This is a genomic window from Chitinophaga sancti (assembly GCF_034424315.1).
Lineage (GTDB): Bacteria > Bacteroidota > Bacteroidia > Chitinophagales > Chitinophagaceae > Chitinophaga > Chitinophaga sancti.
In genome coordinates, this window is sequence record NZ_CP139972.1 from 6,877,854 (window position 1) to 6,900,513 (window position 22,660).

Annotated in this window: 23 protein-coding genes; all 23 read left to right on the plus strand. The window is 45.8% G+C overall.

The features are described from left to right. The first annotated feature begins 24 nt into the window (after window positions 1-24). The 23 genes from fabG (at window position 25) to acpS (ending at window position 22,654) form a co-directional block, all read left to right on the plus strand. Window positions 25-753, plus strand: coding sequence for a 3-oxoacyl-ACP reductase FabG (fabG, locus tag U0033_RS27140; RefSeq protein WP_072360045.1), 729 nt, complete (start codon window positions 25-27; stop codon window positions 751-753). A gap of 134 nt (window positions 754-887) precedes the next feature. Then, on the plus strand, window positions 888-2,114 hold the full coding sequence (locus U0033_RS27145; RefSeq protein ID WP_072360043.1) for a beta-ketoacyl-[acyl-carrier-protein] synthase family protein: 1,227 nt from the start codon (window positions 888-890) through the stop codon (window positions 2,112-2,114). Between the two features lie 182 nt (window positions 2,115-2,296). Next, the gene (locus U0033_RS27150) at window positions 2,297-2,554 is read left to right on the plus strand and encodes a phosphopantetheine-binding protein (protein ID WP_072360041.1); all 258 of its coding nucleotides are present in this window, start codon (window positions 2,297-2,299) and stop codon (window positions 2,552-2,554) included. Further along, window positions 2,554-3,444, plus strand: a complete 891-nt coding sequence (locus U0033_RS27155) for an LpxL/LpxP family acyltransferase (RefSeq protein WP_072360039.1) — start codon at window positions 2,554-2,556, stop codon at window positions 3,442-3,444. The genes U0033_RS27150 and U0033_RS27155 overlap by 1 nt, the downstream gene beginning before the upstream one ends. 8 nt (window positions 3,445-3,452) lie before the next feature. Then, the gene (locus U0033_RS27160; protein ID WP_072360037.1) at window positions 3,453-3,872 is read left to right on the plus strand and encodes a hypothetical protein; all 420 of its coding nucleotides are present in this window, start codon (window positions 3,453-3,455) and stop codon (window positions 3,870-3,872) included. A 19-nt stretch (window positions 3,873-3,891) separates the two neighbouring features. Further along, window positions 3,892-4,620, plus strand: a complete 729-nt coding sequence (locus U0033_RS27165; RefSeq protein WP_072360035.1) for a hypothetical protein — start codon at window positions 3,892-3,894, stop codon at window positions 4,618-4,620. Window positions 4,621-4,636: 16 nt separating this feature from the next. Continuing rightward, window positions 4,637-5,062, plus strand: a complete 426-nt coding sequence (locus U0033_RS27170) for an acyl-CoA thioesterase (RefSeq protein ID WP_072360033.1) — start codon at window positions 4,637-4,639, stop codon at window positions 5,060-5,062. 23 nt (window positions 5,063-5,085) lie between these two features. After that, window positions 5,086-6,189 (plus strand): beta-ketoacyl-[acyl-carrier-protein] synthase family protein, encoded by a 1,104-nt coding sequence (locus U0033_RS27175; protein WP_072360030.1) that lies wholly within the window; start codon window positions 5,086-5,088, stop codon window positions 6,187-6,189. A 13-nt stretch (window positions 6,190-6,202) separates the two neighbouring features. Then, window positions 6,203-7,270: a methyltransferase gene (locus U0033_RS27180; protein WP_072360028.1), complete on the plus strand. Its 1,068-nt coding sequence runs from the start codon at window positions 6,203-6,205 to the stop codon at window positions 7,268-7,270. Continuing rightward, complete coding sequence (locus U0033_RS27185; protein ID WP_072360026.1) at window positions 7,267-8,520, plus strand: NAD(P)/FAD-dependent oxidoreductase; 1,254 nt, start codon at window positions 7,267-7,269, stop codon at window positions 8,518-8,520. The genes U0033_RS27180 and U0033_RS27185 overlap by 4 nt, the downstream gene beginning before the upstream one ends. Before the next feature lie 2 nt (window positions 8,521-8,522). Continuing rightward, entirely contained in the window at window positions 8,523-9,089 is a 567-nt protein-coding gene (locus U0033_RS27190) for a hypothetical protein (RefSeq protein ID WP_218164018.1), read from the plus strand. Window positions 9,090-9,159: 70 nt separating this feature from the next. Continuing rightward, window positions 9,160-9,423 (plus strand): phosphopantetheine-binding protein, encoded by a 264-nt coding sequence (locus tag U0033_RS27195; RefSeq protein ID WP_072360024.1) that lies wholly within the window; start codon window positions 9,160-9,162, stop codon window positions 9,421-9,423. Between the two features lie 3 nt (window positions 9,424-9,426). Next, window positions 9,427-10,638 (plus strand): beta-ketoacyl-[acyl-carrier-protein] synthase family protein, encoded by a 1,212-nt coding sequence (locus tag U0033_RS27200; protein WP_072360022.1) that lies wholly within the window; start codon window positions 9,427-9,429, stop codon window positions 10,636-10,638. 2 nt (window positions 10,639-10,640) lie between these two features. After that, window positions 10,641-11,660 (plus strand): beta-ketoacyl synthase chain length factor, encoded by a 1,020-nt coding sequence (locus U0033_RS27205; RefSeq protein ID WP_083571493.1) that lies wholly within the window; start codon window positions 10,641-10,643, stop codon window positions 11,658-11,660. Then, window positions 11,654-12,415 (plus strand): polysaccharide deacetylase family protein, encoded by a 762-nt coding sequence (locus U0033_RS27210; RefSeq protein ID WP_083571492.1) that lies wholly within the window; start codon window positions 11,654-11,656, stop codon window positions 12,413-12,415. The genes U0033_RS27205 and U0033_RS27210 overlap by 7 nt, the downstream gene beginning before the upstream one ends. Beyond that, window positions 12,408-13,046, plus strand: a complete 639-nt coding sequence (locus U0033_RS27215) for an outer membrane lipoprotein carrier protein LolA (protein ID WP_072360020.1) — start codon at window positions 12,408-12,410, stop codon at window positions 13,044-13,046. Before U0033_RS27210 ends, U0033_RS27215 begins: the two co-directional genes overlap by 8 nt. Continuing rightward, the gene (locus tag U0033_RS27220; RefSeq protein WP_072360018.1) at window positions 13,024-13,644 is read left to right on the plus strand and encodes a hypothetical protein; all 621 of its coding nucleotides are present in this window, start codon (window positions 13,024-13,026) and stop codon (window positions 13,642-13,644) included. Before U0033_RS27215 ends, U0033_RS27220 begins: the two co-directional genes overlap by 23 nt. Beyond that, window positions 13,644-14,015, plus strand: coding sequence for a hypothetical protein (locus tag U0033_RS27225; RefSeq protein ID WP_072360016.1), 372 nt, complete (start codon window positions 13,644-13,646; stop codon window positions 14,013-14,015). The genes U0033_RS27220 and U0033_RS27225 overlap by 1 nt, the downstream gene beginning before the upstream one ends. Continuing rightward, complete coding sequence (locus U0033_RS27230; protein ID WP_072360014.1) at window positions 14,012-15,217, plus strand: DUF2062 domain-containing protein; 1,206 nt, start codon at window positions 14,012-14,014, stop codon at window positions 15,215-15,217. Before U0033_RS27225 ends, U0033_RS27230 begins: the two co-directional genes overlap by 4 nt. A gap of 15 nt (window positions 15,218-15,232) precedes the next feature. Beyond that, the gene (locus U0033_RS27235) at window positions 15,233-19,090 is read left to right on the plus strand and encodes a trifunctional MMPL family transporter/lysophospholipid acyltransferase/class I SAM-dependent methyltransferase (protein WP_072360012.1); all 3,858 of its coding nucleotides are present in this window, start codon (window positions 15,233-15,235) and stop codon (window positions 19,088-19,090) included. Continuing rightward, a complete protein-coding gene (locus U0033_RS27240; RefSeq protein WP_072360010.1) occupies window positions 19,077-20,585 on the plus strand; it encodes a phytoene desaturase family protein in 1,509 nt (502 codons plus the stop codon). The genes U0033_RS27235 and U0033_RS27240 overlap by 14 nt, the downstream gene beginning before the upstream one ends. Window positions 20,586-20,597: 12 nt before the next feature. Beyond that, complete coding sequence (locus U0033_RS27245; protein ID WP_083571491.1) at window positions 20,598-22,280, plus strand: C45 family autoproteolytic acyltransferase/hydolase; 1,683 nt, start codon at window positions 20,598-20,600, stop codon at window positions 22,278-22,280. After that, a complete protein-coding gene (gene acpS, locus U0033_RS27250; protein WP_072360007.1) occupies window positions 22,277-22,654 on the plus strand; it encodes a holo-ACP synthase in 378 nt (125 codons plus the stop codon). The genes U0033_RS27245 and acpS overlap by 4 nt, the downstream gene beginning before the upstream one ends. The last annotated feature ends 6 nt before the right edge of the window (window positions 22,655-22,660 follow it).

A 22,660-nucleotide genomic window follows, 5' to 3' on the forward strand; every position in this document is an offset into this window, starting at 1 on the left:
GTTTAATAACCAAAATACTAAAGGATGAAATGTGCTTTAATAACAGGTGGCTCGAGGGGCATAGGCAGAGCAATATGCGTGAAGATGGCTGAAATGGGCTATTATGTAATTGTTAATTATAAAGGCAACGAAGCTGCGGCCAACGAAACGCTGGAAGCGGTACGTGCGAAGGGAAGCGACGGCGAAACGATACAATTTGACGTAGCGAATGAGCAGGAAGTACAGGCTGTACTGGGAACCTGGGTGGAAGCCAACAAAGAAAAAGAAATAGAGGTACTGGTGAATAATGCCGGTGTCCGTGAAGATAACCTGATGTTTTCGATGAATTCCAACCAATGGCGGAATGTGGTGAACACGAGCCTGGATGGATTCTTCTATGTGACCAAGCAGGTGCTGAACAATATGTTGTTAAAACGTTATGGACGTATTATCAATATTGTATCCCTGTCAGGTATCAAAGGCATGCCGGGTCAGACCAATTATTCTGCTGCCAAGGCAGGGGTGATTGGTGCTACCAAGGCACTGGCGCAGGAAATCGCCAAACGTGGTGTAACAGTGAACGCGGTAGCACCTGGTTTTATCAAAACTGATATGACAGCTGAGCTGAATGAAAAGGAACTGGCAGCCCAGGTACCTATGAAGCGGTTCGGAACCCCGGAGGAAGTAGCAGAAGCGGTAGCATTTTTTGCTGGTAAAGCATCTGCTTATATCACAGGTGAAGTACTGTCCATCAATGGTGGTCTGTATACCTGATAAAGCATAATTCATTGTAAACCAATGCGCATTGCTGTCACTCTACCACACAATTATATCCTGCCTGCAAATTGGGCTGAATCCCCGTTTACTTTTTTATTTTCGCATAAAGGGTGCACTAAAAATATGTTACCATGAACAGAGTTGTGATCACCGGATTGGGGATTTATTCCTGTATAGGGAAAAACCTGGAAGCTGTAAGAGACTCATTATATAAAGGTAAATCTGGCATTATTCTGGATCCTGCCAGGAAAGAATTTGGGTATCGCTCAGGCTTGACTGGTTATGTAGACCGTCCGGATCTGAAAGGTATGCTGGATCGTCGTTCCCGGTTGATGATGCCGGAGCAGGCGGAATTTGCTTACATGAGTACCCGTGAAGCGTTGGCTATGGCTGGTCTGGACCAGGATTACCTGGAAAAGAAGGAAGTAGGGCTGCTGTTTGGTAACGATAGTTCTTCCAAACCTGTGATAGAGGCGACGGATATCATGCGTGAAAAGAAAGATACCATGCTGGTAGGTTCCGGTTCTGTATTCCAGACCATGAACTCTACGATCAATATGAACCTGGCCACCATCTTCAAACTGAAAGGTATTAATTTCAGTGTGAGTGCGGCTTGTGCCAGTGGTTCCCATGCTATTGGCCTGGGTTATATGTTCATCCGCAATGGTATGCAGGACTGTGTGATTTGTGGTGGTGCGCAGGAGATCAATATTTACTCCATGGGTAATTTTGATGGTATTGCGGCCTTTTCAGTAAGGGAAAAAGAGCCTGCAAAGGCGAGCCGTCCGTTCGATAAAGACAGGGATGGCCTGGTACCCAGTGGTGGTGGGGCTACCGTGATTCTGGAAAGCCTGGAATCAGCGCAGCGCCGTGGGGCGACTATCCTGGGGGAGCTGATTGGTTACGGATTCTCATCCAATGGGGCACACATTTCTAATCCTACCATCGAAGGCCCCGTGCGTTCCCTGGAGATTGCGCTGAAAGATGCGGGTTTAAAACCATCTGATGTGGAATACATCAATGCGCATGCGACCAGTACGATTGCCGGTGATGCCAGCGAAGCAGCGGCTATTGACCAGGTGTTTGGAGAGAGCAGGCCTTATGTAAGCTCCACCAAATCTATGACGGGGCATGAGTGCTGGATGGCAGGTGCGAGTGAGATCGTTTATTCCATGCTGATGATGCAAAATGGGTTCATTGCACCGAATATTAACCTGGAAAATCCGGATGGGGCGGCGGCCAGATTAAATATAGCTGACACTACTATTAATAAAGATTTTAATATATTTTTGTCTAATTCTTTTGGATTTGGAGGAACAAATTCCTCGCTGATAGTCCGCAAGTGGAATAATGAATAGCTTGTTGTTAACTGTCAGCACTTTAGAGTATTTATTATAACTTTGAGGCAAAGATCAACGCACAACAATTAAGAAGGGTACAGAAGATAAAGGAATACTAAAGACGATTAGGTGACGCGAACTATTTCCAAACCAATTCTTTAAATATCACAACCTATATCTGAGTTAGTTTACACTTGATTATGGATAAGAAAGAGATTATACAAACGACGAATGCATTCCTCGTGGAGGAATTTGAGGCGGACCTGGCATCGCTGACGCCTGATGCTAACCTGAAGGCTACCCTGGACCTGGATAGCCTGGACTACATTGACCTGGTGGTTGTGATTGAAAACAATTTCGGCTTCAAGGTAAACCCTGAAGATTTCCAGGGTATTATTACCTTCCAGGATTTTTATGACTATGTAGCCAATCGTCTTAAACAAAAAGAACTGGTATAATGGCTTCCTGGGAGGGAAAGTCCAAGGGGAATAAACTGGGGTACAGCATCTTTATTGGAACATTACGTTATGGAGGCGTATTGCCTGCCTACATTTTATTAAGGTTTGTAGCCGCATATTATTTCTTATTTTCCTATAGTTCATCTCGCCCTATTTTTCAATATTTTCATACGAAGGTAGGTTATGGCTGGTGGAGGTCATTGTGGAGTGTGTACAGGAATTACTATGTATTCGGGCAGGTACTGATCGATAAGGTCATTGTCATGTCCGGATTGTCTAATAAATTTACCTTTGAGTTCGAGGGGGAGCAATACCTCCGGGAGATCACCACGGCGGGGAAGGGCGGTATTATGCTCAGTGCCCACCTGGGTAACTGGGAGGTAGCGGGTCACCTGTTCACGAGGTTGCAGACCCGTATTAATATTGTGATGTTTGACGGTGAGCATGAGCGGATCAAAAAGTACTTATCCAGTATAACGGGAGAGCGTAATGTAAATATCATTGTTATTAAGGATGATTTGTCGCACATTTACGCCATCAATGAAGCGCTGAGCAATCAGGAGCTGGTATGCATGCATGCGGACCGGTTTCTGGCAGGTAATAAAACGGTGAATGCCACTTTTATGGGGCAGGAAGCCAGTTTTCCGGCAGGACCATTTCTGCTGGCAGCCACCTTCAGGGTACCGGTATCACTGGTTTTTGCATTTAAGGAGACCAATACCCATTACCACCTCTATGCTACGCCACCCCATGCATATCATGGCAGGCGCCGGCAGGGGGTAGAACTGGCTGTACAGGACTTTGTGCGGGAGCTGGAAGGTATGGTGAAGAAGTATCCTGAGCAATGGTTTAATTATTACGATTTCTGGGAACAGCCTAAAAACAATTAATAAGCAAGATGTTCATCCATACAGACGATATTACAGCATATATTCCTCAGCGTGCGCCGATTGTAATGGTCAGTGGCATTCTGGAAGTAAAAGATAATATTACGCGTACCGGCCTTCAGATAGCGTCGGATAATTTGTTTGTAGAAGATGGTGTACTTAAATCTCCCGGTCTGCTTGAAAATATGGCACAGACTGCCGCATCCAGGGTAGGCTATATAGCGCAACAGGAAAATACGCCTGTTCCGATCGGGTTTATTGGTGCGGTAAAAGATTTTGAAGTGTTTGAATTTCCGCCTGCGGGTTCTTTTATAGAAACGACCACGGAAATTGTGAGCCAGGTATTTAACGCTACCATGGTAGCTGCAAAAGTTCAGTTAAACGGAAAAGTGATGGCTCAATGTGAGCTCAAAATATTTATAAACCCCTAATCACTTAAAACCATTCTTTATGATGCATGTTAGAAAACAACCTTTTCTTCTGCTGACATTGTTCGTGTTATGTAGCGCAAGCATAACCAGTTATGCGCAATCCCTGAAAGAATTTTTCGCCAACACTGCTACTCCGCTCACTTACCTGGGTGTAGACTTTTCATTGACGAAGATCCAGGGTGAAACTGCTACCCCTACAGAAATTAAAGAGAAGTTTGAACCTATTAATGCTGTTATCATTACTGAGGCAAAGAAGTATGATGTAACCGGCGCTTTCAAAAGAACTGCGCCTGTTACCAATTACACTGAAGCGATCAATAAGGTAAATGACGATGCCAATGTAAGCAAAATGAAAACTGACAATGTCAGCGATCTGGGTACATTGACACCAGCGGAAATAGCAAAGCATGTAAAGGTGTATAACCTGAGTGGCAAGTCTGGTATCGGGCTGGTATTCATCATGGATGGTATGAGCAAAACCAACAAGGAAGCGGCCATGTATGCGGTGCTGTTGGACCTGGGCACGAAGAAGGTGCTGAATTCAGAAAAGATCACTGGTAAGGCACAGGGTTTCGGTTTCCGGAATTACTGGGCTTATACCGTTTACAAAGTACTACACACAATAAGTACCGATAAATATAAGGACTGGGCTAACGCAGCCGCAGCAGCTCCTGAAGAAAAGGTAGCGGAAGCGCCAAAAGCGGATACCGCAAAGCCGAAGGCCAAAAAAGGCAAGAAGGCGGTGTGATAAAACAGATGAATATATGTACCCGACACTAACGGAAAAGGCCAATATACTGGTTAGGTTTAACGAAGCAGATCCGCTGGGAATAGTATGGCATGGTCACTACATACGCTATTTTGAAGATGGCCGTGAAGCTTTTGGAGAAAAGTATGGGTTCCGTTACCTCGATATATATAATCATGGTTATTCGGTGCCGGTAGTAAAGGTGGATTGTAATTACAAACGCTCTTTACGCTATGGCGACCGTGTGATAGTAGAAACCACCTATATAAATACCCGGGCAGCCAAACTGAAGTTTGAGTATAAGTTATACAATGCTGCCACCGGTGAACTGGTGGCGGACGGTAGTTCTATGCAGGTATTTCTTGATGTAGAGGCAAATTCATTACAACTGACCCTGCCTCCTTTTTTTGAGCAATGGAAAAGGGAGCATGGTCAGCTGTAGCAGATTCATATAAATGAGCGGATATGAGGAATGTGTATGTAGCGGCAGATAATATCTTTTCTCCGCTGGGCAGTACGACAGCTGAAAATTTTGCACAGGTATGCAATGGGCAGAGCGGGATCCGCCTGCATGATGATCCGGCTTTTTCGCCGGGTCCTTTTCATGCTGCCATGTTTGCACCCGGACAGCTGAATATGCCTGCCTTTACACGTTTTGAACAGATGCTGATCCGTTCTGTACAGCAGGTGTTAGATCAGGCCAGTGTAGATATTAACGATGGACGTACTGCGTTCATCGTATCTACTACCAAAGGAAATATCGAACTGCTGGAAGAACAGCAAAACCCTGTGATGGCGGAAATGGAGTTATCCCATACTGCCCGCAAGGTAGCTAATCACTTTGGTTATACAGCTGATCCGATTGTGGTCAGCAATGCCTGTATCTCCGGTTTGCTGGCGATCCTTACGGCCCGTAGGCTGATCCTGTCAGGAAGGTATGATCAGGCAATAGTAACGGGAGCAGATGTACTGACGAAGTTTGTATTGTCCGGTTTCCAGTCATTTCAGGCAGTAAGCCCGGAGCCCTGCAAGCCATTTGATGCTTCCCGTAAAGGCGTAACATTGGGAGAAGGGGCTGCTACTGTGCTGCTAACTATTCGGGATATGGGTATCCGGGTGGGTGCAGGTGCAGTAACAAACGATGCCAACCACATATCAGGGCCCAGCCGTACAGGCGCAGAACTGAGTTATGCGATGGGGCAGGCACTGAAAGGTACAGGTGTAACGCCATCGGATATAGGATTTGTATCTGCACATGGTACAGCTACTATGTATAATGATGAGATGGAGTCCAAGGCCTTGCATCTCGCAGGTTTGCTGGACATACCAGTGAATAGTCTGAAAGGATACTATGGACATACCCTGGGTGCTGCCGGCCTGATAGAATCAATTATCGGCATGCAGGCATTACAGCAGGATACCGTGATCCCTACCCTGGGATTTGAAACACTGGGTGTAAGTCAGCCGGTGTTAATCAATAATCAGATAACCTACAAACCAATGCAGCATTTCCTGAAAACAGTGTCGGGATTTGGAGGGTGTAATGCTGCGATGGTATTTTCTAAATAGATATACACACAGCATGGAGCTTTTTAGTAAAGAAACAAAGACAGCCCTACAGGCACAGGAAGCAGCACTGAGACTGGCATTTGCACCGATCGCATTTCAGGCCACCCGCGCATTGCGTGATTTTGGTATCCTGGAAGAGATCAGCAACAGTGGTCCTGGAGGCCTGACGATTGAAGAAGTGTTAGAGAAGGTAAAACTGTCTCGATACGCTGTACGTGTATTGCTGGAGGCTGGTCTGGGGATGGAATTGCTGATCGTGAGCGAACAGAAGAAGTATTCACTGACGAAGACAGGGTACTTTATTCAGCATGACAGGCTGACCCGTATCAATATGGATTTCTCCCAGGACATCTGTTACCTGGGTATGAACCACCTGAAGGAAAGTTTGCAGGAAGGCCGTCCGGCAGGTTTGAAAGAACTGGGTCCATGGGATACAATTTACCCGGGTTTACCGCTGTTGCCACCTGAAATAGGCAAGAGCTGGTTTGATTTTGACCACTATTATTCCGATCTCGCCTTTCCACAGGCACTGAAGATCGTATTTGCCAATAAACCCCGCACCCTGCTCGACATTGGCGGTAATACAGGGAAGTGGACACTGGCATGTACAAAACATGATGCAGATGTACGTGTAACCATGTTTGACCTGCCAGGTGAAATTGAAATTGCAGCGCAAAAAATGAAGGATGAGGGAGTAGCGGATCGTGTATCTTTCCATGAAGCGAATATCCTGGATGAAAGCCTGCCTTTCCCACAGGGATTCGATGCGATCTGGATGAGCCAGTTCCTTGACTGCTTCTCCGAAGCACAAATTGTATCTATCCTGAAACGTTGCCGCGAAGCACTGACAGAAAACGGTACGATCTATATCCTGGAACCATTCTGGAACAGGCAGCGTTTTAAATCAGCGGCATTTAGCCTGCAGCAAACCAGCCTATACTTTACCGCTATGGCCAATGGGAACAGTCAGATGTATCACACTGACGATTTCTTCAAATGCATTGCTGATGCAGGTTTGCGTATTGTAGAGGAAAATAACGAATTGGGCTTAAATTATACCCTCTTAAAGTGTCAAAAATGAGAGAAAAAGTAGACGTACTGGTCATTGGTGCCGGTCCTTCCGGAACTGTAGCTGCTTCTATCATTAAGCAGGCAGGCTATTCTGTGAAAATCGTCGAGAAATTGCAGTTTCCCCGTTTTGTGATCGGGGAGAGTTTGTTGCCCCGCAGTATGGAAGCGCTGGAAGAAGCAAAGTTCATCGATGCGGTAAAGGCACAGGGTTTCCAGCAGAAGTCTGGTGCCAAGTTCGTGAAGGGCGACAGGATCTGTGATTTTACTTTCAAAGAACAATATACAAAGGGTTGGGATTGGACCTGGCAGGTAACCAGGGCTGATTTCGATAAGGCACTGGCTGATGCCGTTGAAGCGATGGGGGTGCCGGTATGTTATAATACCACTGTTACTAATATTGAATTCAGTGGCTCCGATTCTGTTACCACAGTAGAAGAAGCTGATGGCAAAAAGTATGAGATCGAAGCCCGTTTTATAGTAGATGGAAGTGGCTATGGTAGGGTGATTCCACGCCTCTTTAACCTGGAAAAGAATTCTGATTTACAACCACGCAAGGCATTGTTTGCCCACACGGTAGATGTAAACAGGGCACAATACGATGAACCCAACCGCATCACCGCGGTGGTGCACAGACCGGGTACCTGGATCTGGATCATTCCATTCAGTTCCGGTAATACCTCTGTAGGTTTTGTGAGCGATCCTTCTTTCCACAGTGAGTTTGCAGGTACACCGGAAGAGCAATTCCGTGCTATGCTGGCGGCAGAACCTTATACCAGGGAGCGTTTTAAAGATGTAGAGCTGGTATTTGAGCCACGTATCCTGGAATCCTGGTCTGCTACGACAGATAAGTTCTATGGCGAAGGATTTGTATTGACTGGTAACGTGACCGAGTTCCTGGATCCAATATTCTCATCAGGTGTAACTTTGGCCTGCGTGTCTGCACAAACAGCGTCCAAACTGGTGATCCGCAAGCTGAAAGGCGAAGCTGTAGACTGGGAAAAGGAATATATGCAGCCTACCCTGCAGGGCGTAAATACCTTCCGTTCATATGTGATGGCATGGTATGAGGGAACTTTGGATAAGATCTTCTTTGCAAAAAATATTCAGCAGGATGTGAAGAACCAGATCTGCTCTGTACTGGCGGGTTATGTATGGGATGAAAGCAATCCGTATGTACAGAACCACGAGAAGGGATTACAGCGGCTGGCACGTACCATTGAACTGATTGAGAAGATAGAAGAAGAAGGTAAAAATCTTTAAACTTGGATAGCACCGGGCTAAATATAACAGGAAGGGTGGTGATCCGGAATAACCGGATTTACAGGAACGATGTAGTGGTCTTTGAGACAGGAGAAGATCAGTCATTGCCTGATTTTTTGCGGGCAGCATATGATCATTTTTCAGGGCATTATCCCAAATTTCATAAGATGGATCATCTCAGTAAACTGGGATGGCTGGCTGCAGAAGCCCTGTTACAGCACCGACCGTTTACCGGGTATGCACCTGAGCAGGTAGGACTGATCTTAGCTAATCGTAGTGCCAGTCTGGATACAGACCTGCGTTATTTTGATTCTATTAAGGAATTTCCGAGTCCGGCTTTGTTTGTATACACGCTGGCAAATATTGTGATGGGAGAGATCAGCATCCGTCATGGATTTAAAGGAGAGAATGCATTCTTTACTTCAGATACCTATGATGAGGCGCTGCTGATGAATTATACAAAACAATTGCTGACAGAAGGTGCAGTAAGTGCTGTATTGTGTGGATGGGTGGAGGTGATGGGAAGTGAGTACGAGGTGATCCTTCATCAGGTAGAGGGCATTCAATAATTTTTAGGACACTGCATGGTGTCCAACTGTGTTTTGCAAAACGAAACACGACATACTAAATAACATTATCATGGAAAAATTGATGGCTACACTCAAAGCCCAGATCGTAGAGCAACTGAACCTGCAGGAAGTAAAACCGGAGGACATCGGCGACGATATGCCCCTGTTCAAAGATGGCCTGGGCCTGGATTCCATCGATGCACTGGAACTGATTGTTCTGCTGCAACAGCATTACCGCATTCGTATTGCAAATCCTGAAAAGGGTCCTGAGATCTTTTATTCCGTGCGTACGATCGCCGATTTTATCACGGCGAACCAACCACAAAAACAATAGACCATGAGCGAACACGATGTTTGGGTATTAGGCGGCGGTGTCATTTGCGGTATTGGTAACAACGTACCCGAATGTATTGCCTCTTTCCGGCAGATGAAGCCAGGTATGAGCACTATGCAATACCTGACCTCCACACATCGCGACAGCTTTCCGGTAGTAGAAGTAAAAGCTGACAATGCTGCGCTGGCTGTAAAGTCAGGGCTTCCGGCCCACATCAGCAGAACTGCGCTGCTTAGTGCAGTCGCTGCAAAGGAGGCATGGGAAAGTGCGCAACTAGGTAATATCCGCGAATACCGGGTAGGCCTCGTCTCTGCCAATACCGTGGGAGGTATGGATAAAACGGAAGACTTCTTCGCCGAATACCTGCAGGATAATCAATCCGGCAGATTGCGCGATGTAGTCAACCACGAATGCGGCAGCATCACTGAACTGGTAGCCGATACGCTTGGTATACGCCATCATGTATCTACGATCAGTACTGCCTGCTCCTCTTCAGCAAATGCTATTATGTATGGTGCCAGGTTGCTCAAAAACAACCTGGTAGACGTGGTAATAGCAGGGGGAACGGATGCCCTGACCCGCTTTACACTCAATGGCTTTAACACCCTCATGATCCTGGATCAGCAGGCTTGTCGTCCATTTGACGATACCCGCACTGGTCTGAATTTAGGAGAAGGTGCCGGCTATATCGTTATGGTGAGCGATGCCATTGCACAGAAAGTGGACATCCATCCCTGGTGCAGGCTTACCGGTTATGCCAATGCCAATGATGCTTATCACCAGACGGCTTCCTCACCTGATGGGATAGGAAACTACCTGGCGATGCAGCAGGCAATGGAAATGGCCGGGATCAGCCCGGAGGATATGAGTTATATCAACCTGCATGGTACTGGTACCCTCAACAACGATTTGTCAGAAGGTACAGCCATCCAGCGTTTATTTGGTAATGCGGTACCACCGGTAAGCAGTACCAAATCATTCACCGGCCATACACTGGGTGCCAGTGGAGGAATAGAAGCGGTATTTGCCGCAGTGGCTGTGAAAGAGGGCTACCTCTATCCAAATGCCAGGTTCAGCCATCAAATGAAAGAACTGCACTTTTCGCCTGTGACAGTATTTTCTGAAGGCAATGTGATCAACAATGTGATGTCAAACTCTTTTGGATTCGGCGGAAACTGTTCCAGCCTTGTCTTCTCGAAGGAAATTAGTGCGTAACTATGAACATTTATATCAACGGAACGGGTTGTGTATCGCCGCTGGAGACAGCGGTGGAAGGGCGTTTGCCCTCGGCCGCACCTGTGTTTGACAATGTCCGTCTCAAAGCGGCAGAACCTGATTACAAACAATGGATCGACATTAAGATGATCCGCAGGATGAGCCGTGTCATTAAAATGGGCGTAGCCGCAGCACAACTGAGCCTCCGGGAAGCAGGTATTAAAAAACCGGAAGGGATCATCACCGGCACTGCTTATGGTTGCCTGGATGATACAGGTGTGTTCCTCACCAAGATGATTAACCAGCAGGAGGAAATGCTGACACCTACCGCTTTCATTCAGTCTACCCACAATACAGTGGCCGGCCAGATCGCGCTCCTCCTGGAATGTCATGCTTACAACAATACTTTCGTACATAAAGGTTTTTCCTTTGAGCATACGCTCATTGACAGCATCATGCAGCTGCGCGAGGGAAAGATCTCCAATATACTGGCAGGAGCGATGGATGAGCTGACCAATCACAGTTTCAACATCCTCTCCCGCTTCAATTTATTTAAACACACGGCTGCCGGCGAAGGTGCGGCCTGCTTTGTGTTGAGTACAGAGAAAGGTCCTAATGCCGTTGCCAAACTGAAAGGAGTATCTGTGTTATATAAACCAGGTTCTTTTGAAGAAGTAGCTGCTGATATCGTTGGTTTCCTTGCAGCCCACAATTGCAGCCAGGAAGATGTAGACCTGGTAATTACAGGTCGTAACGGAGATCCGGTAGGTGATGCATGGTATGAGCATGTGGAAAACAATGTATTTCCTTCATTGCCTGTTGCTCATTTTAAGCATCTGTGTGGAGAATATCCAACTGCGGGTGCATTTGGTACCTGGATGGCCAGCAGGATCATTGCCAGCCAGGAAGTAACACCAGCAGTGTTATTCAAAGGCAATCCACCGTCGGCCATTAAAAGGGTACTGTTATACAATCATCACGATGCCTCGCATCACTCGATGATCCTCTTATCTATATGCTGACACACCGGAATACAAATATCGCCCTGATTGCACTTATTGCACTGTTTCTATGGCTGTCACTGCCATGGTGGGCATTTGTACTGTTGTTCATTCCTTATTCCGGCGCACTCGTATGGGGTGCTATGCAGATCCGGTCAGGTTTTTTCCTGAAAGCAGTATGTGCTGCTGATACTTCAGAGAAAGTAGTGGCCCTTACATTTGACGATGGGCCCCTCACAGCGTTTACCCCTCAAATACTTGATATCTTACACAAAGCACAGGCGCCTGCAGCTTTCTTTTGCATTGGCAACAGGATAGCCGGACAGGAAGCCCTGCTGAAAAGAATAGATACAGAAGGTCATGTGATAGGCAATCATAGTTTTTCACATCACTTCTGGTTCGACTTATTCCCTGCTTCCAGAATGCTGGCAGAGTTGCAACAGGTCGATACTGCCGTTGAGCAGGTGACAGGCAAAAGGCCAAGGCTTTTCCGCCCTCCGTATGGGGTGACGAACCCTAATGTGCGGAGGGCTGTACAGAGAGGAAAATATACAGCTGTTGGCTGGAATATCCGTTCACTGGATACTGTAGCCAAACAGGCGGATGAACTGATGAACAGAATTTTGTCCGGCCTGAAACCCGGCGCTGTCATCCTTATGCACGATTCAATACCCCTTACAGTAGCAATACTGCCGTCATTGATCGCGCATATTCGTGAACAGGGATATACTATCAAAAGAATTGATCAATTACTAAATATACCCGCATATGCGTAGATGGATAATAGCATTGATTATGATGTGTGGTGTGGCGCAGGCAAATGCCCAACAACATCCGGGATACAAACCGGTAGCAGATATAGCTGGTTTCAAACAGCAGTTTGCCGCTGCCTCCCGTCAGACACAGTCTATACAATGTGACTTCGTGCAGGAAAAGAACCTGAGCATGCTGGCAGACAAGATCACCTCCAAAGGCAAGTTCTGGTTTAAGAAAGAGAATAAGGTAAGAATGGAGTACAATACGCCATCGTACTACCTGCTGGTGATGAATGGCAAAGACATAAAGACCAAAGATGGTCAGAAAGAAAGCCATGTATCTACCAAGGGCAACAAGCTGTTCGAACAGATCAACAAGATCACGGTGGATTGTGTACAGGGCAATGTTGTAGACAATGCAGCATTCAAAACTAATATCCTGGAGAACGGCACCGGCTACCTGCTGGAAATGACACCAGTAAATAAGCAGCTGGCGCAGTACTTTAAAACCATCGTACTGCTGGTAGATAAGAAAGATCTGACTGTGAATAAGATTGAGATGTATGAAGCAGGTGGTGATAATACCACCATCAGTTTCCTGCACAAACAACTGAATGTAAATATACCGGATGCGACCTTTGCTGCTAAATAGTCTGTTGCTGTTATGCATACTGACCAGCTGTACCAATGTTTATAAGGGCCTGCAACAGACCACTGGCGATCCTGCCTGCATTACGCAGTTCAGGCCACAATTTGACAATACGCTGTATAGCACACAGGTAGATGTGATGAAGCATCACCTGAGTGGCCTGTTATTCTTCAAGCAAATGCCTGATAGCAGTCAGCGTGTGGTATTCGCCAATGAAATGGGCTTTAAGTTCTTCGACTTTGAGTTTACGAAAGATGGTCAGTTCATCAAGCATTATATGATGGACAAGATGGATAAGAAAGCAGTCGTAAAAACACTGAGAGGGGATTTTGAGCTGGTATTGTTACAACCTGATCTGTCAAAGGCAAGCGTGAAGCAGGAGGGGGCACTGCGCTATGTAGTCGTGCCTACAGCAAAAGGTAACAACTATTATATCACCGACACCAGCTGTACAAAGCTGGAGAGAATAGAGAAATCATCTTCCCGCAAACCGGTAGTGAAGGCCTGGCTCAGGGATTATAAGAACGGTGTGCCGGATACGATCCTGATCAGGCATCAGGGTTTTAAATTTAATATTTCATTACAACGCGTACAGAAATAATGTTAGCAGGAAAATTATATACACTGGAACAGACATTACAGGAGGCCGCAGATAGCGCCACTTACCGTATCGTGCTGCATGCGCAGCATCCTGTATTTGAAGGCCATTTTCCCGGTCGCCCTGTGGTACCTGGTGTGACGATGATGCAAACCGTACAGGAATTACTGGAAAGGAAATTACAGCATCAGGTAGTGCTCAAAAAAGCCAGCCAGATGAAGTTCCTGAACATGATCGATCCAAATGCGCATCCGCAGATAGACGTAACTATCCAGTACAGGGAACAGGATGGAGATATTAAAGTGACTGCCTCGCTAAAGTTTGAGGAGCTCACATTTATGAAATTTCAGGGAACATTCGTAGCCGCCTCATGACGGAACAGCCAATATACAACGATCAGTTTTCGGCACGCAAAGTAGCCGTACTGATTCCTACTTATAATAATGCGGGCACGCTAAAAAACGTGCTGCTGGATGTGTTGTCTTATACCCACCACGTAATTGTGGTGAATGATGGCAGCACAGATAATACTGCAGCTATCCTGGATGAGTGTCCGCATGTGCAGCGGGTGGAATACATGCCTAACAAAGGAAAGGGTATTGCCCTGCGCAGAGGCTTTAAATACGCTGTGCAGCAGGGTTATGACTATGTGATCACCATGGATGCTGACGGGCAGCATTTTGCCTCAGACCTGCCGGTGATGCTGGAAAAGGTGAGCACACATCCTAAATCCATTGTAATTGGTGCACGTAACCTGCAACAGGAAAACATGCCTGGGAAAAACACGTTTGCCAATAAGTTTTCCAACTTCTGGTTCTATGTGGAAACAGGCTTAAAAATGCCGGACACACAATCCGGTTACCGCCTGTATCCGGTATACGCCATGCAGGGCATGCACTTCTGGTGTACCAAGTATGAATTTGAAATAGAAGTGATGGTGCGTTGTGCCTGGAAGGGAATCGGTATTGATTCGGCGCCTGTAAAGGTGTATTATCCGCCGGCTGATGAAAGGGTCTCTCATTTCCGGCCGCTGCGCGATTTTTCCCGTATCAGTGTATTGAACACGGTACTGGTACTGATCACGTTCCTGTATATCAAGCCTCGCGACTTTATCCTGTATCTTTTTAAAAAGGAGAACTGGAAAACGATCTGGAATGATCATATTCTGAACAGGAATGAATCCAATGCGAAGAAAGCCGCAGCCATCGGGTTGGGCGTATTCCTGGGCATCGTTCCTATCTGGGGTTTTCAGCTGCTGAGCGCTTACCTGCTGGCGGCGAGGTTGAAACTGAACAAGGCCCTGGTACTGATAGCTTGTAATATCAGCGTACCACCCATGATTCCTTTTATCATCTTTGCTAGCTTCCTGACAGGTAAGTTCTGGATGAAGAATGGCAGCACCACTATTAACTTCAGCAAGCAACTGAGTTTTGAAACGGTGAAGATGAACTTTGAACAATATCTCTATGGTAGTATTACGCTTTCGATTGTGGCCGGCCTGCTGGCAGGATTGATTGTGTATGCATTACTTTCTATATTCAGGAACGATCCTGTAAAACAAGACCAGCCAATTTAGTTAAGCATTATTAGTATGGGCAAATTATTCGTCGGCATATACAATTTCTTTGATCGTCACAAAGCATGGTGCTGGGCCTGTATGCTCTTCAGTTTCGTGCTGGTAGGCATTGGTGCATGGCAGATCAGGCTGGAAGAGGACATTACCCGTATTCTGCCACAGGATAAAACCCTTGATAAGCTGCAGCAGGTGTTCAACGATAGCCATTTTGCTGATAAGCTGGTCATTACAATTTCACAGAAAGATAGTACAGCTGTTGCGCAGCCGGATAGTTTGACCGCATTTGCAGCTGAACTGACGGATTACGCGCATGTAAGACTGGCACCATGGGTGAGCCAGATCCAGGCACAGGTACAGGATAGTACGGTACTGGATATGATGCAGGTGATGCAGGAGCACCTGCCCGTATTCCTGGAAGAACAGGATTACAAGCGCATCGATTCTCTCATCACCCCGGATCGCCTGCAACAATCACTGCAAAACAATTATAATACCCTGATCTCACCGGCTGGTATGGTTGTGAAAAAGGTGATCGCGGTAGACCCTACCGGTATGTCCTGGCTGGGGATTAAGAAACTCCAACACTTACAGTACGACGATCACTTTGAGCTATATGATGGTTATATCATGACGAAAGACCATCAGCACATCCTGCTGTTTATTACACCTAAATTCCCTCCCAGTGCAACGGGAAAGAATACAGTGTTCTTAAAAGAATTACAGGCGCAGATCGATTCCCTTCAACAACAGCATTCCTTTACGACAGCTTCCTGTTTTGGGGGCACAGCTGTATCAGCAGGTAATGCAATCCAGCTAAAGCAAGACCTGATCCTGACCCTGAGCATTACGATTGTTGTGTTCGTGATATTGATACCGCTGTACTTCAGAAAGAAGAGAGCTGCCCTATTACTGATGTTGCCGGTGGTGTTTGGTGGATTATTTTCACTGGCATGTATCTGGCTGGTGCAGGGAAGTATCTCAGGTATTGCATTGGGGGTAGGTGCGGTCGTATTGGGTATTGCGATTAACTACTCCTTACACGTATTTAACCACTATCGCCATTTCCCCGACATCCGCGAGGTGATCAATGACCTGGCTACCCCTATGACAATCGGAAGCTTTACAACGATCGGAGGCTTTCTTTGTTTGCAGTTTATAGAGTCTCCCATATTGCAGGATGTGGGCATTTTTGCTGCATTTAGTTTGATTGGTGCTGCTTTGTTCTCTTTGGTTTTCTTGCCACACCTGATTGTGCTGGGGAAAAAAACGGATATAACTGTTCATCATGATACCTGGTTAGATAAGATCTCAACTTACAAACCAGAGAAGAATAAATGGTTGGTAGGCGGTATTCTCGTATTGACGGTGATCTTCTTCTTCACCATGAAGAATGTAGGTTTTGAAAGTGATATGATGCGTATGAACTTTATGCGTCCTGAGCTCAAAGAAGCTGAAACGACGCTTAATAAAGTTAATGCTTATACTGCACAATCCGTATACTTAATCACCGAGGCCCCTGACCTGGAAACAGCCTTGCAACGCAGTGAAGCACTGTTGCCAAAGGTGAACCAGTTACAGCAACAGGGAGCAGTGAAAAAGTATACAGGTGTAAATGTATTGTTGCTTTCCAACCAGGAACAACAACGCCGCATACAAAGATGGAATGCTTACTGGACACCTGAGAAGAAACAACAGGTAATTGCCTATATGCAGCAACATGGTCCTGCTGTCGGGTTTAAATCCGCTGCCTTCGATGCCTTTGCACAGTGGCTCACACAGGATTTTACAACTATTCCGGATGCAACTTTACATAATTTACGTACAGGTACCTTAGGCGATTTCATCACAGAAAAACATGGCAAGGTATCGTTGGTGACCCTGCTAAAAGTAGACCCTGCCCAAAAGAAAACGGTTTACGAAAAGCTGGAGCATGATCCCAATACCACCATCCTGGATAAGCAATATGTAACGAACCGCCTGGTAGTGGTATTACAAAGTGAGTTCAGCCGAATCGCCTGGATGACTTCATTGCTCGTATTCTTTGCATTATTACTCTCATATGGCCGTATAGAACTTACCATCATCACCTTTATCCCCATGGCCATCAGCTGGGTATGGATCTTAGGTATTATGGGTTTGTTCGGGATTAAATTTAACATCGTAAATATTATCCTCAGTACATTCATCTTTGGTCTTGGTGACGACTACAGCATTTTTACCATGGATGGTTTATTGCAGCGATATAAGACGGGTAAAGATGAAAACCTTTCTTCATTCCGTTCTTCCATTTTCCTTTCTGCTATCACGACAATCATTGGTCTGGGTGTAATGATCTTTGCAAAGCATCCTTCCCTGAAGTCGCTGGCATTGATCTCTATCATTGGTATCAGTTCTGTGGTATTGGTATCACAGGTATTGATTCCATTCCTGTTCAACTGGCTTATAACGAACCGGGTGAGTAAGGGCAGAGCACCCTGGACACTGCATGGCTGGCTGAAATCTGTATTTGCATTTACATACTTCACCTTTGGCTGTCTGCTGATGACAGCGATAGGATGGTTCCTGCTCCGCATCCATCCATTCAACAGGAAAACAGGTAAGCGATTGTATCATCGCGTGTTGTCAAAATACACATGGTCTGTGATCTATATCATGGGTAATGTGAAAAAGAAGATCATTAATCCACTGGGTGAAAAGCTGGATAAGCCAGCTGTGATCATCAGTAATCATCAGTCATTTCTCGATATCCTGGTGTCTACTATGCTGCATCCAAACGTAATATTGCTGACCAGTGAATGGGTATGGAACTCCCCTGTATTTGGTGCGGTGGTAAGGATGGCAGATTACTACCCGGTAGCAGAGGGTGCAGAAGGAAGTATCGAAAAGCTGAAAGAACAGGTAGCCAATGGATACTCTATCGTGGTATATCCGGAAGGTACACGTTCACCTGACGGTAAGATGAAACGCTTCCACAAAGGAGCTTTTTATATTGCAGAACAATTAGGGCTGGATATACTACCTATCCTCATTCACGGTACAGGTTATACCATGAGCAAGAACGATTTTCTGCTCAAAGACGGTCAGATCACCGTGAAATACCTGCCTCGTATTGCACCTGGTGATAACTATGCCGCACGTACCAAAGAGATCAGCCGTTATTTCAAAGCTGAGCATGAAGTGCTGCGTCAGACGATTGAAACACCTGCATATTATCGTGAACAGATGATCTATAACTACATTTACAAAGGCCCGGTGTTGGAATGGTACATGCGTATCAAAACAAAGCTGGAAGGCAACTATGAGCTCTTTGATGAGTTGTTGCCAAAGCAGGGCCGTATACTGGATGTAGGTTGCGGATATGGATTCCTGAGCTATATGCTTCACTGGATGTCATCTGGCAGGATTGTGAAAGGGATCGATTATGATGAAGATAAAATCATCACCGCGCAGCATGGCTACCTGAGAGGAGAGCAGCTGTCATTCGAATGCGTAGACGTAACCAATTATACATTTGACGAGTACGATGCATTCATCATTACAGATGTATTGCATTACCTGCAAGCGAACGAGCAGGAGAAAGTATTGTCAGCGTGCATCAATCAACTGGAACCGGGTGGGGTGATCATTGTGAGGGATGGAGACAGTGACCTCAAAGAAAGACATGAGGGAACCCGTCTCACTGAATTCTTTTCCACCAAACTGCTCGGGTTCAACAAGACAAAAGATAAGCCCTTGTCTTTCTTTTCCTCATCAGCAATTGCCCGCATTGTGGCAGCTAATGGCGCGGTGATGGAGAAAATTGATAACACGCGTTATACCTCGAATGTTATTTTTATCATTAAAAAGTTACCCCCTGAAGATGCAGCAATATGATGTCATAATTATCGGAAGTGGCCTGGGCAGTTTAGTTTGCGGAGCCATCCTCGGCAAGTATGGTTATCGTGTTTGTTTATTTGAAAAAAACAGACAGATAGGTGGTTGCCTGCAAACCTATTCGCGCGACAAAGCTATTATTGATTCCGGTGTGCACTACATTGGTGGCCTGGAAGAAGGACAGACCCTACACAAAGTATTTCGTTATCTGGGCGTGTTCAATAACATGAAGTTGCTGCGGATGGAGATAGATGGTTTCGATCATATCTCTTTTGGCAATGAGCAGCATGTATATAAGATGGCCCAGGGCAGGGAAAATTTTATTCAGCAACTGGTAGCCGATTTTCCAAAAGAAAAGGAAGCCCTGCATGCTTATGTGGATAAACTGGAAGAAGTATGTGGCAAGTTCCCGCTCTTCAATATGAGACTGGGGAATGCCGCAGAAAAGGAAAGTGTGATGGGGGAGGAGGTCTCGGCATTCCTGCGTAGTATTACGAGCAATGAACGCCTGCAAAATGTACTGGCAGGTAATAACATGCTCTATGCGGGTTATCCTGACAGAACACCTTTATATGTACATGCCCTGGTACAACATAGCTATATAGAAAGTGCCTGGAAATGTGTAGATGGAGGTTCTGTTATTGCGCGCAGCCTGAGCAAGACTATCCGTGCACAGGGTGGCGATATCATTCGTAATACAGAAGTAAAATCGATTGTTGAGTCAGAAGGGAAGGTGAGCCACATTGTACTGGAAAATGGTCAGGAGGTGGGCGGTAAATACTTTATTTCAGGTCTGCATCCTGTGCGTACCATTGGTATGGTAAAGGGAGAAGGGCTTCGTAATGCGTATAAGAGCCGTATTAACTCGCTGGAAAATACGCCGGGTACCTTTATGATCAACGTAATACTAAAGCCGGGTACATTCCCGTATCTGAATCATAACATCTATCATCATGCCACTTCCAATGCATGGGATGGCATTAATTATACGGCGGACAACTGGCCGCAGACCTATGCGATGTTCGTATCTGCAGGTACAGGTAAGGAGCAGTATGCTGATAACCTGTCTATTATGACCTATATGCGTTACGAAGATGTGGCGCAATGGCATGATACCTTCAATACCGACGATAAGCCACATGAAAGGGACGCCAGTTACCAGGAATTTAAAAAGGAGAAGGCTGAAAAGCTGCTGGATATGGTATCTCAGCAATATCCGCACCTGCGGAGCTGCATTCATGCGATGTATGTAGCCACGCCACTTACATACCGGGATTACCTGAATATTCCGGAAGGTAGTATGTACGGAATTGTTAAAGATGCAAGAGAACCGTTAAAGTCAATGATTCCTGCAGCTACCAGGCTGCCGAATTTGTATCTTACAGGCCAAAACCTGAACTTACATGGTATTTTGGGGGTCACGATGAGTGCGGTGCTTACCTGTGCCAGCTTAGTCGATTTGGAAACTATCGTGGAAGAGATAAACAGGAGTTAAGTCATTTATAATATGAACAAGGGGAAAAAACGAAGCGGATGGCGCAAATTGGGGAGAGCGCTGTTATTTATTTTTGGCGGCATCTTATTGTTGCTGATAGCATTGATCATTTACGTGGTGAGTGTAGGGCATATCAACCCACCTGATATTGCTGACAAAAGTGCACTGAAACTGGAGCGTAAACAACTGGATCCATCAGCTTATACCATTGGCAATAACTGGTTCCGTAAGAGCAACAGCGGCTTGTATGAAATGTATGTGGAAGGAAAGCCTTTTGAAAGAGGCGTGATCTATGGCAAGCTCTCTGCTGAACTGGTGAAAAGACAGGAGGATAACTTCACGGATCAGATCAAAAAGATGATCCCTTCGCAGTCTTATTTAAAGTTCCTGCGCTACTTCGTAGGTTTCTTTAACCGTAACCTCGCAAATAATATAGAAGAAGAAAATAAGGAAGAAATATATGGTATCTCTTTCTCTGCTTCTGATAAATACGATTTTATTGGTACCAACTATGAGCGCCTGCTCAATTACCACGCTGCGCACGACATAGGTCACGCATTGCAGAACATGGCACTGGTAGGTTGTACTTCCTTTGCCACCTGGAATGATGCTTCTGCCGATAGTAGCCTGATCATAGGCCGCAATTTCGACTTCTATGTAGGCGATAAGTTTGCAGAAGATAAGGTGATTGCTTTCTATCATCCTGACAAGGGTTTCAATTTTATGATTGTAACCTGGGCAGGTTTTACCGGTTGTGCTTCAGGTATGAACCAGGAAGGGCTGACAGTGACGATCAATGCTGATAAGAGTAAAATTCCTACCGGGTCTGCTACACCTGTGTCGCTGGTAGCAAGAGAGATCCTGCAATATGCGAAGAACATTGACGAAGCTTATGCAATAGCAAAGAAACATACGATGTTCGTATCCGAATCCTTCCTGATCGGCTCTGCATTTGACAACCGTGCAGCCATCATTGAAAAGACGCCGGATAGCATGGAACTGTATGATCCCAAAAAGAACTTCATCACCTGTACAAATCACTTCCAGGGAGAGAATTTCAAGGCTACACCTGAGAATATCAAACAGAGAGATGAAACTGCTTCCGGATACCGCTTTGAGCGGCTGACTGAATTGCTGAAAGAGAAGGGTCCTAATACAGTTCAAAATACGGTAGACATTCTGCGTGACCGTTTCGGTCTGCAGGGCAGGGATATCGGTGTAGGTAATGAGAAAGCCATCAACCAGTTCATCGCACATCACTCTGTTGTGTTTGAACCTAAGAAGAAACTGGTATGGGTGTCGACTGCACCATGGCAGATGGGTGAGTATGTATGCTATAACCTGGATTCTATTTTCAGCATGCATGGTTTGCATACAGATCATGAGGTATACGACAGCAGCCGAATGATAGCGCCGGATCCATTTATGCAGACGAAAGCCTTTATTAACTTCAAAGCATATCGTTCCTTAAAACAGGCAGCACAGGAAGGTGCTCAGTTAGATCCTAAACTGATACCGGCACTGGATCCTGAGTTCTATCATGCATATGTGGTAGCTGGTGATTATGCTTTCAAACACGGTAACCTTGAGGAAGCGAAAGGATTTTATGAAGTGGCACTCACAAAAGTGATTGCCAACAAATCAGAGGAAATCCATATCCGGAAACAAATAGAATTGTGTAATAAAAAATCATGATCTACGGCTTAGGTACAGATATCGTTGATGTGGCACGCATAGGCGCCAAAATAGCCAAAGGAAACGGCTTCAGGGAGCTTGTGTTTACCCCTCACGAGATTGCGTACTGTGAGCAGCAGGTACATAGCGAGGAGCACTATGCTGTCCGATTTGCAGCGAAGGAAGCCCTGTTAAAAGCACTGGGCACCGGTTTCATGCACGGCGACATACTTTTTAATGAAATAGAGATTACCCATGATGCTAAGGGCAAACCCTTACTACAGCTCATAGGCAATGCCAGCTCCCGCTACGAACAGTTACAGATCAAACAGATTTTGGTTTCATTGTCACATATCAATACCACAGCGGTAGCGACAGTGATCATTGAAATCTGAAAACCT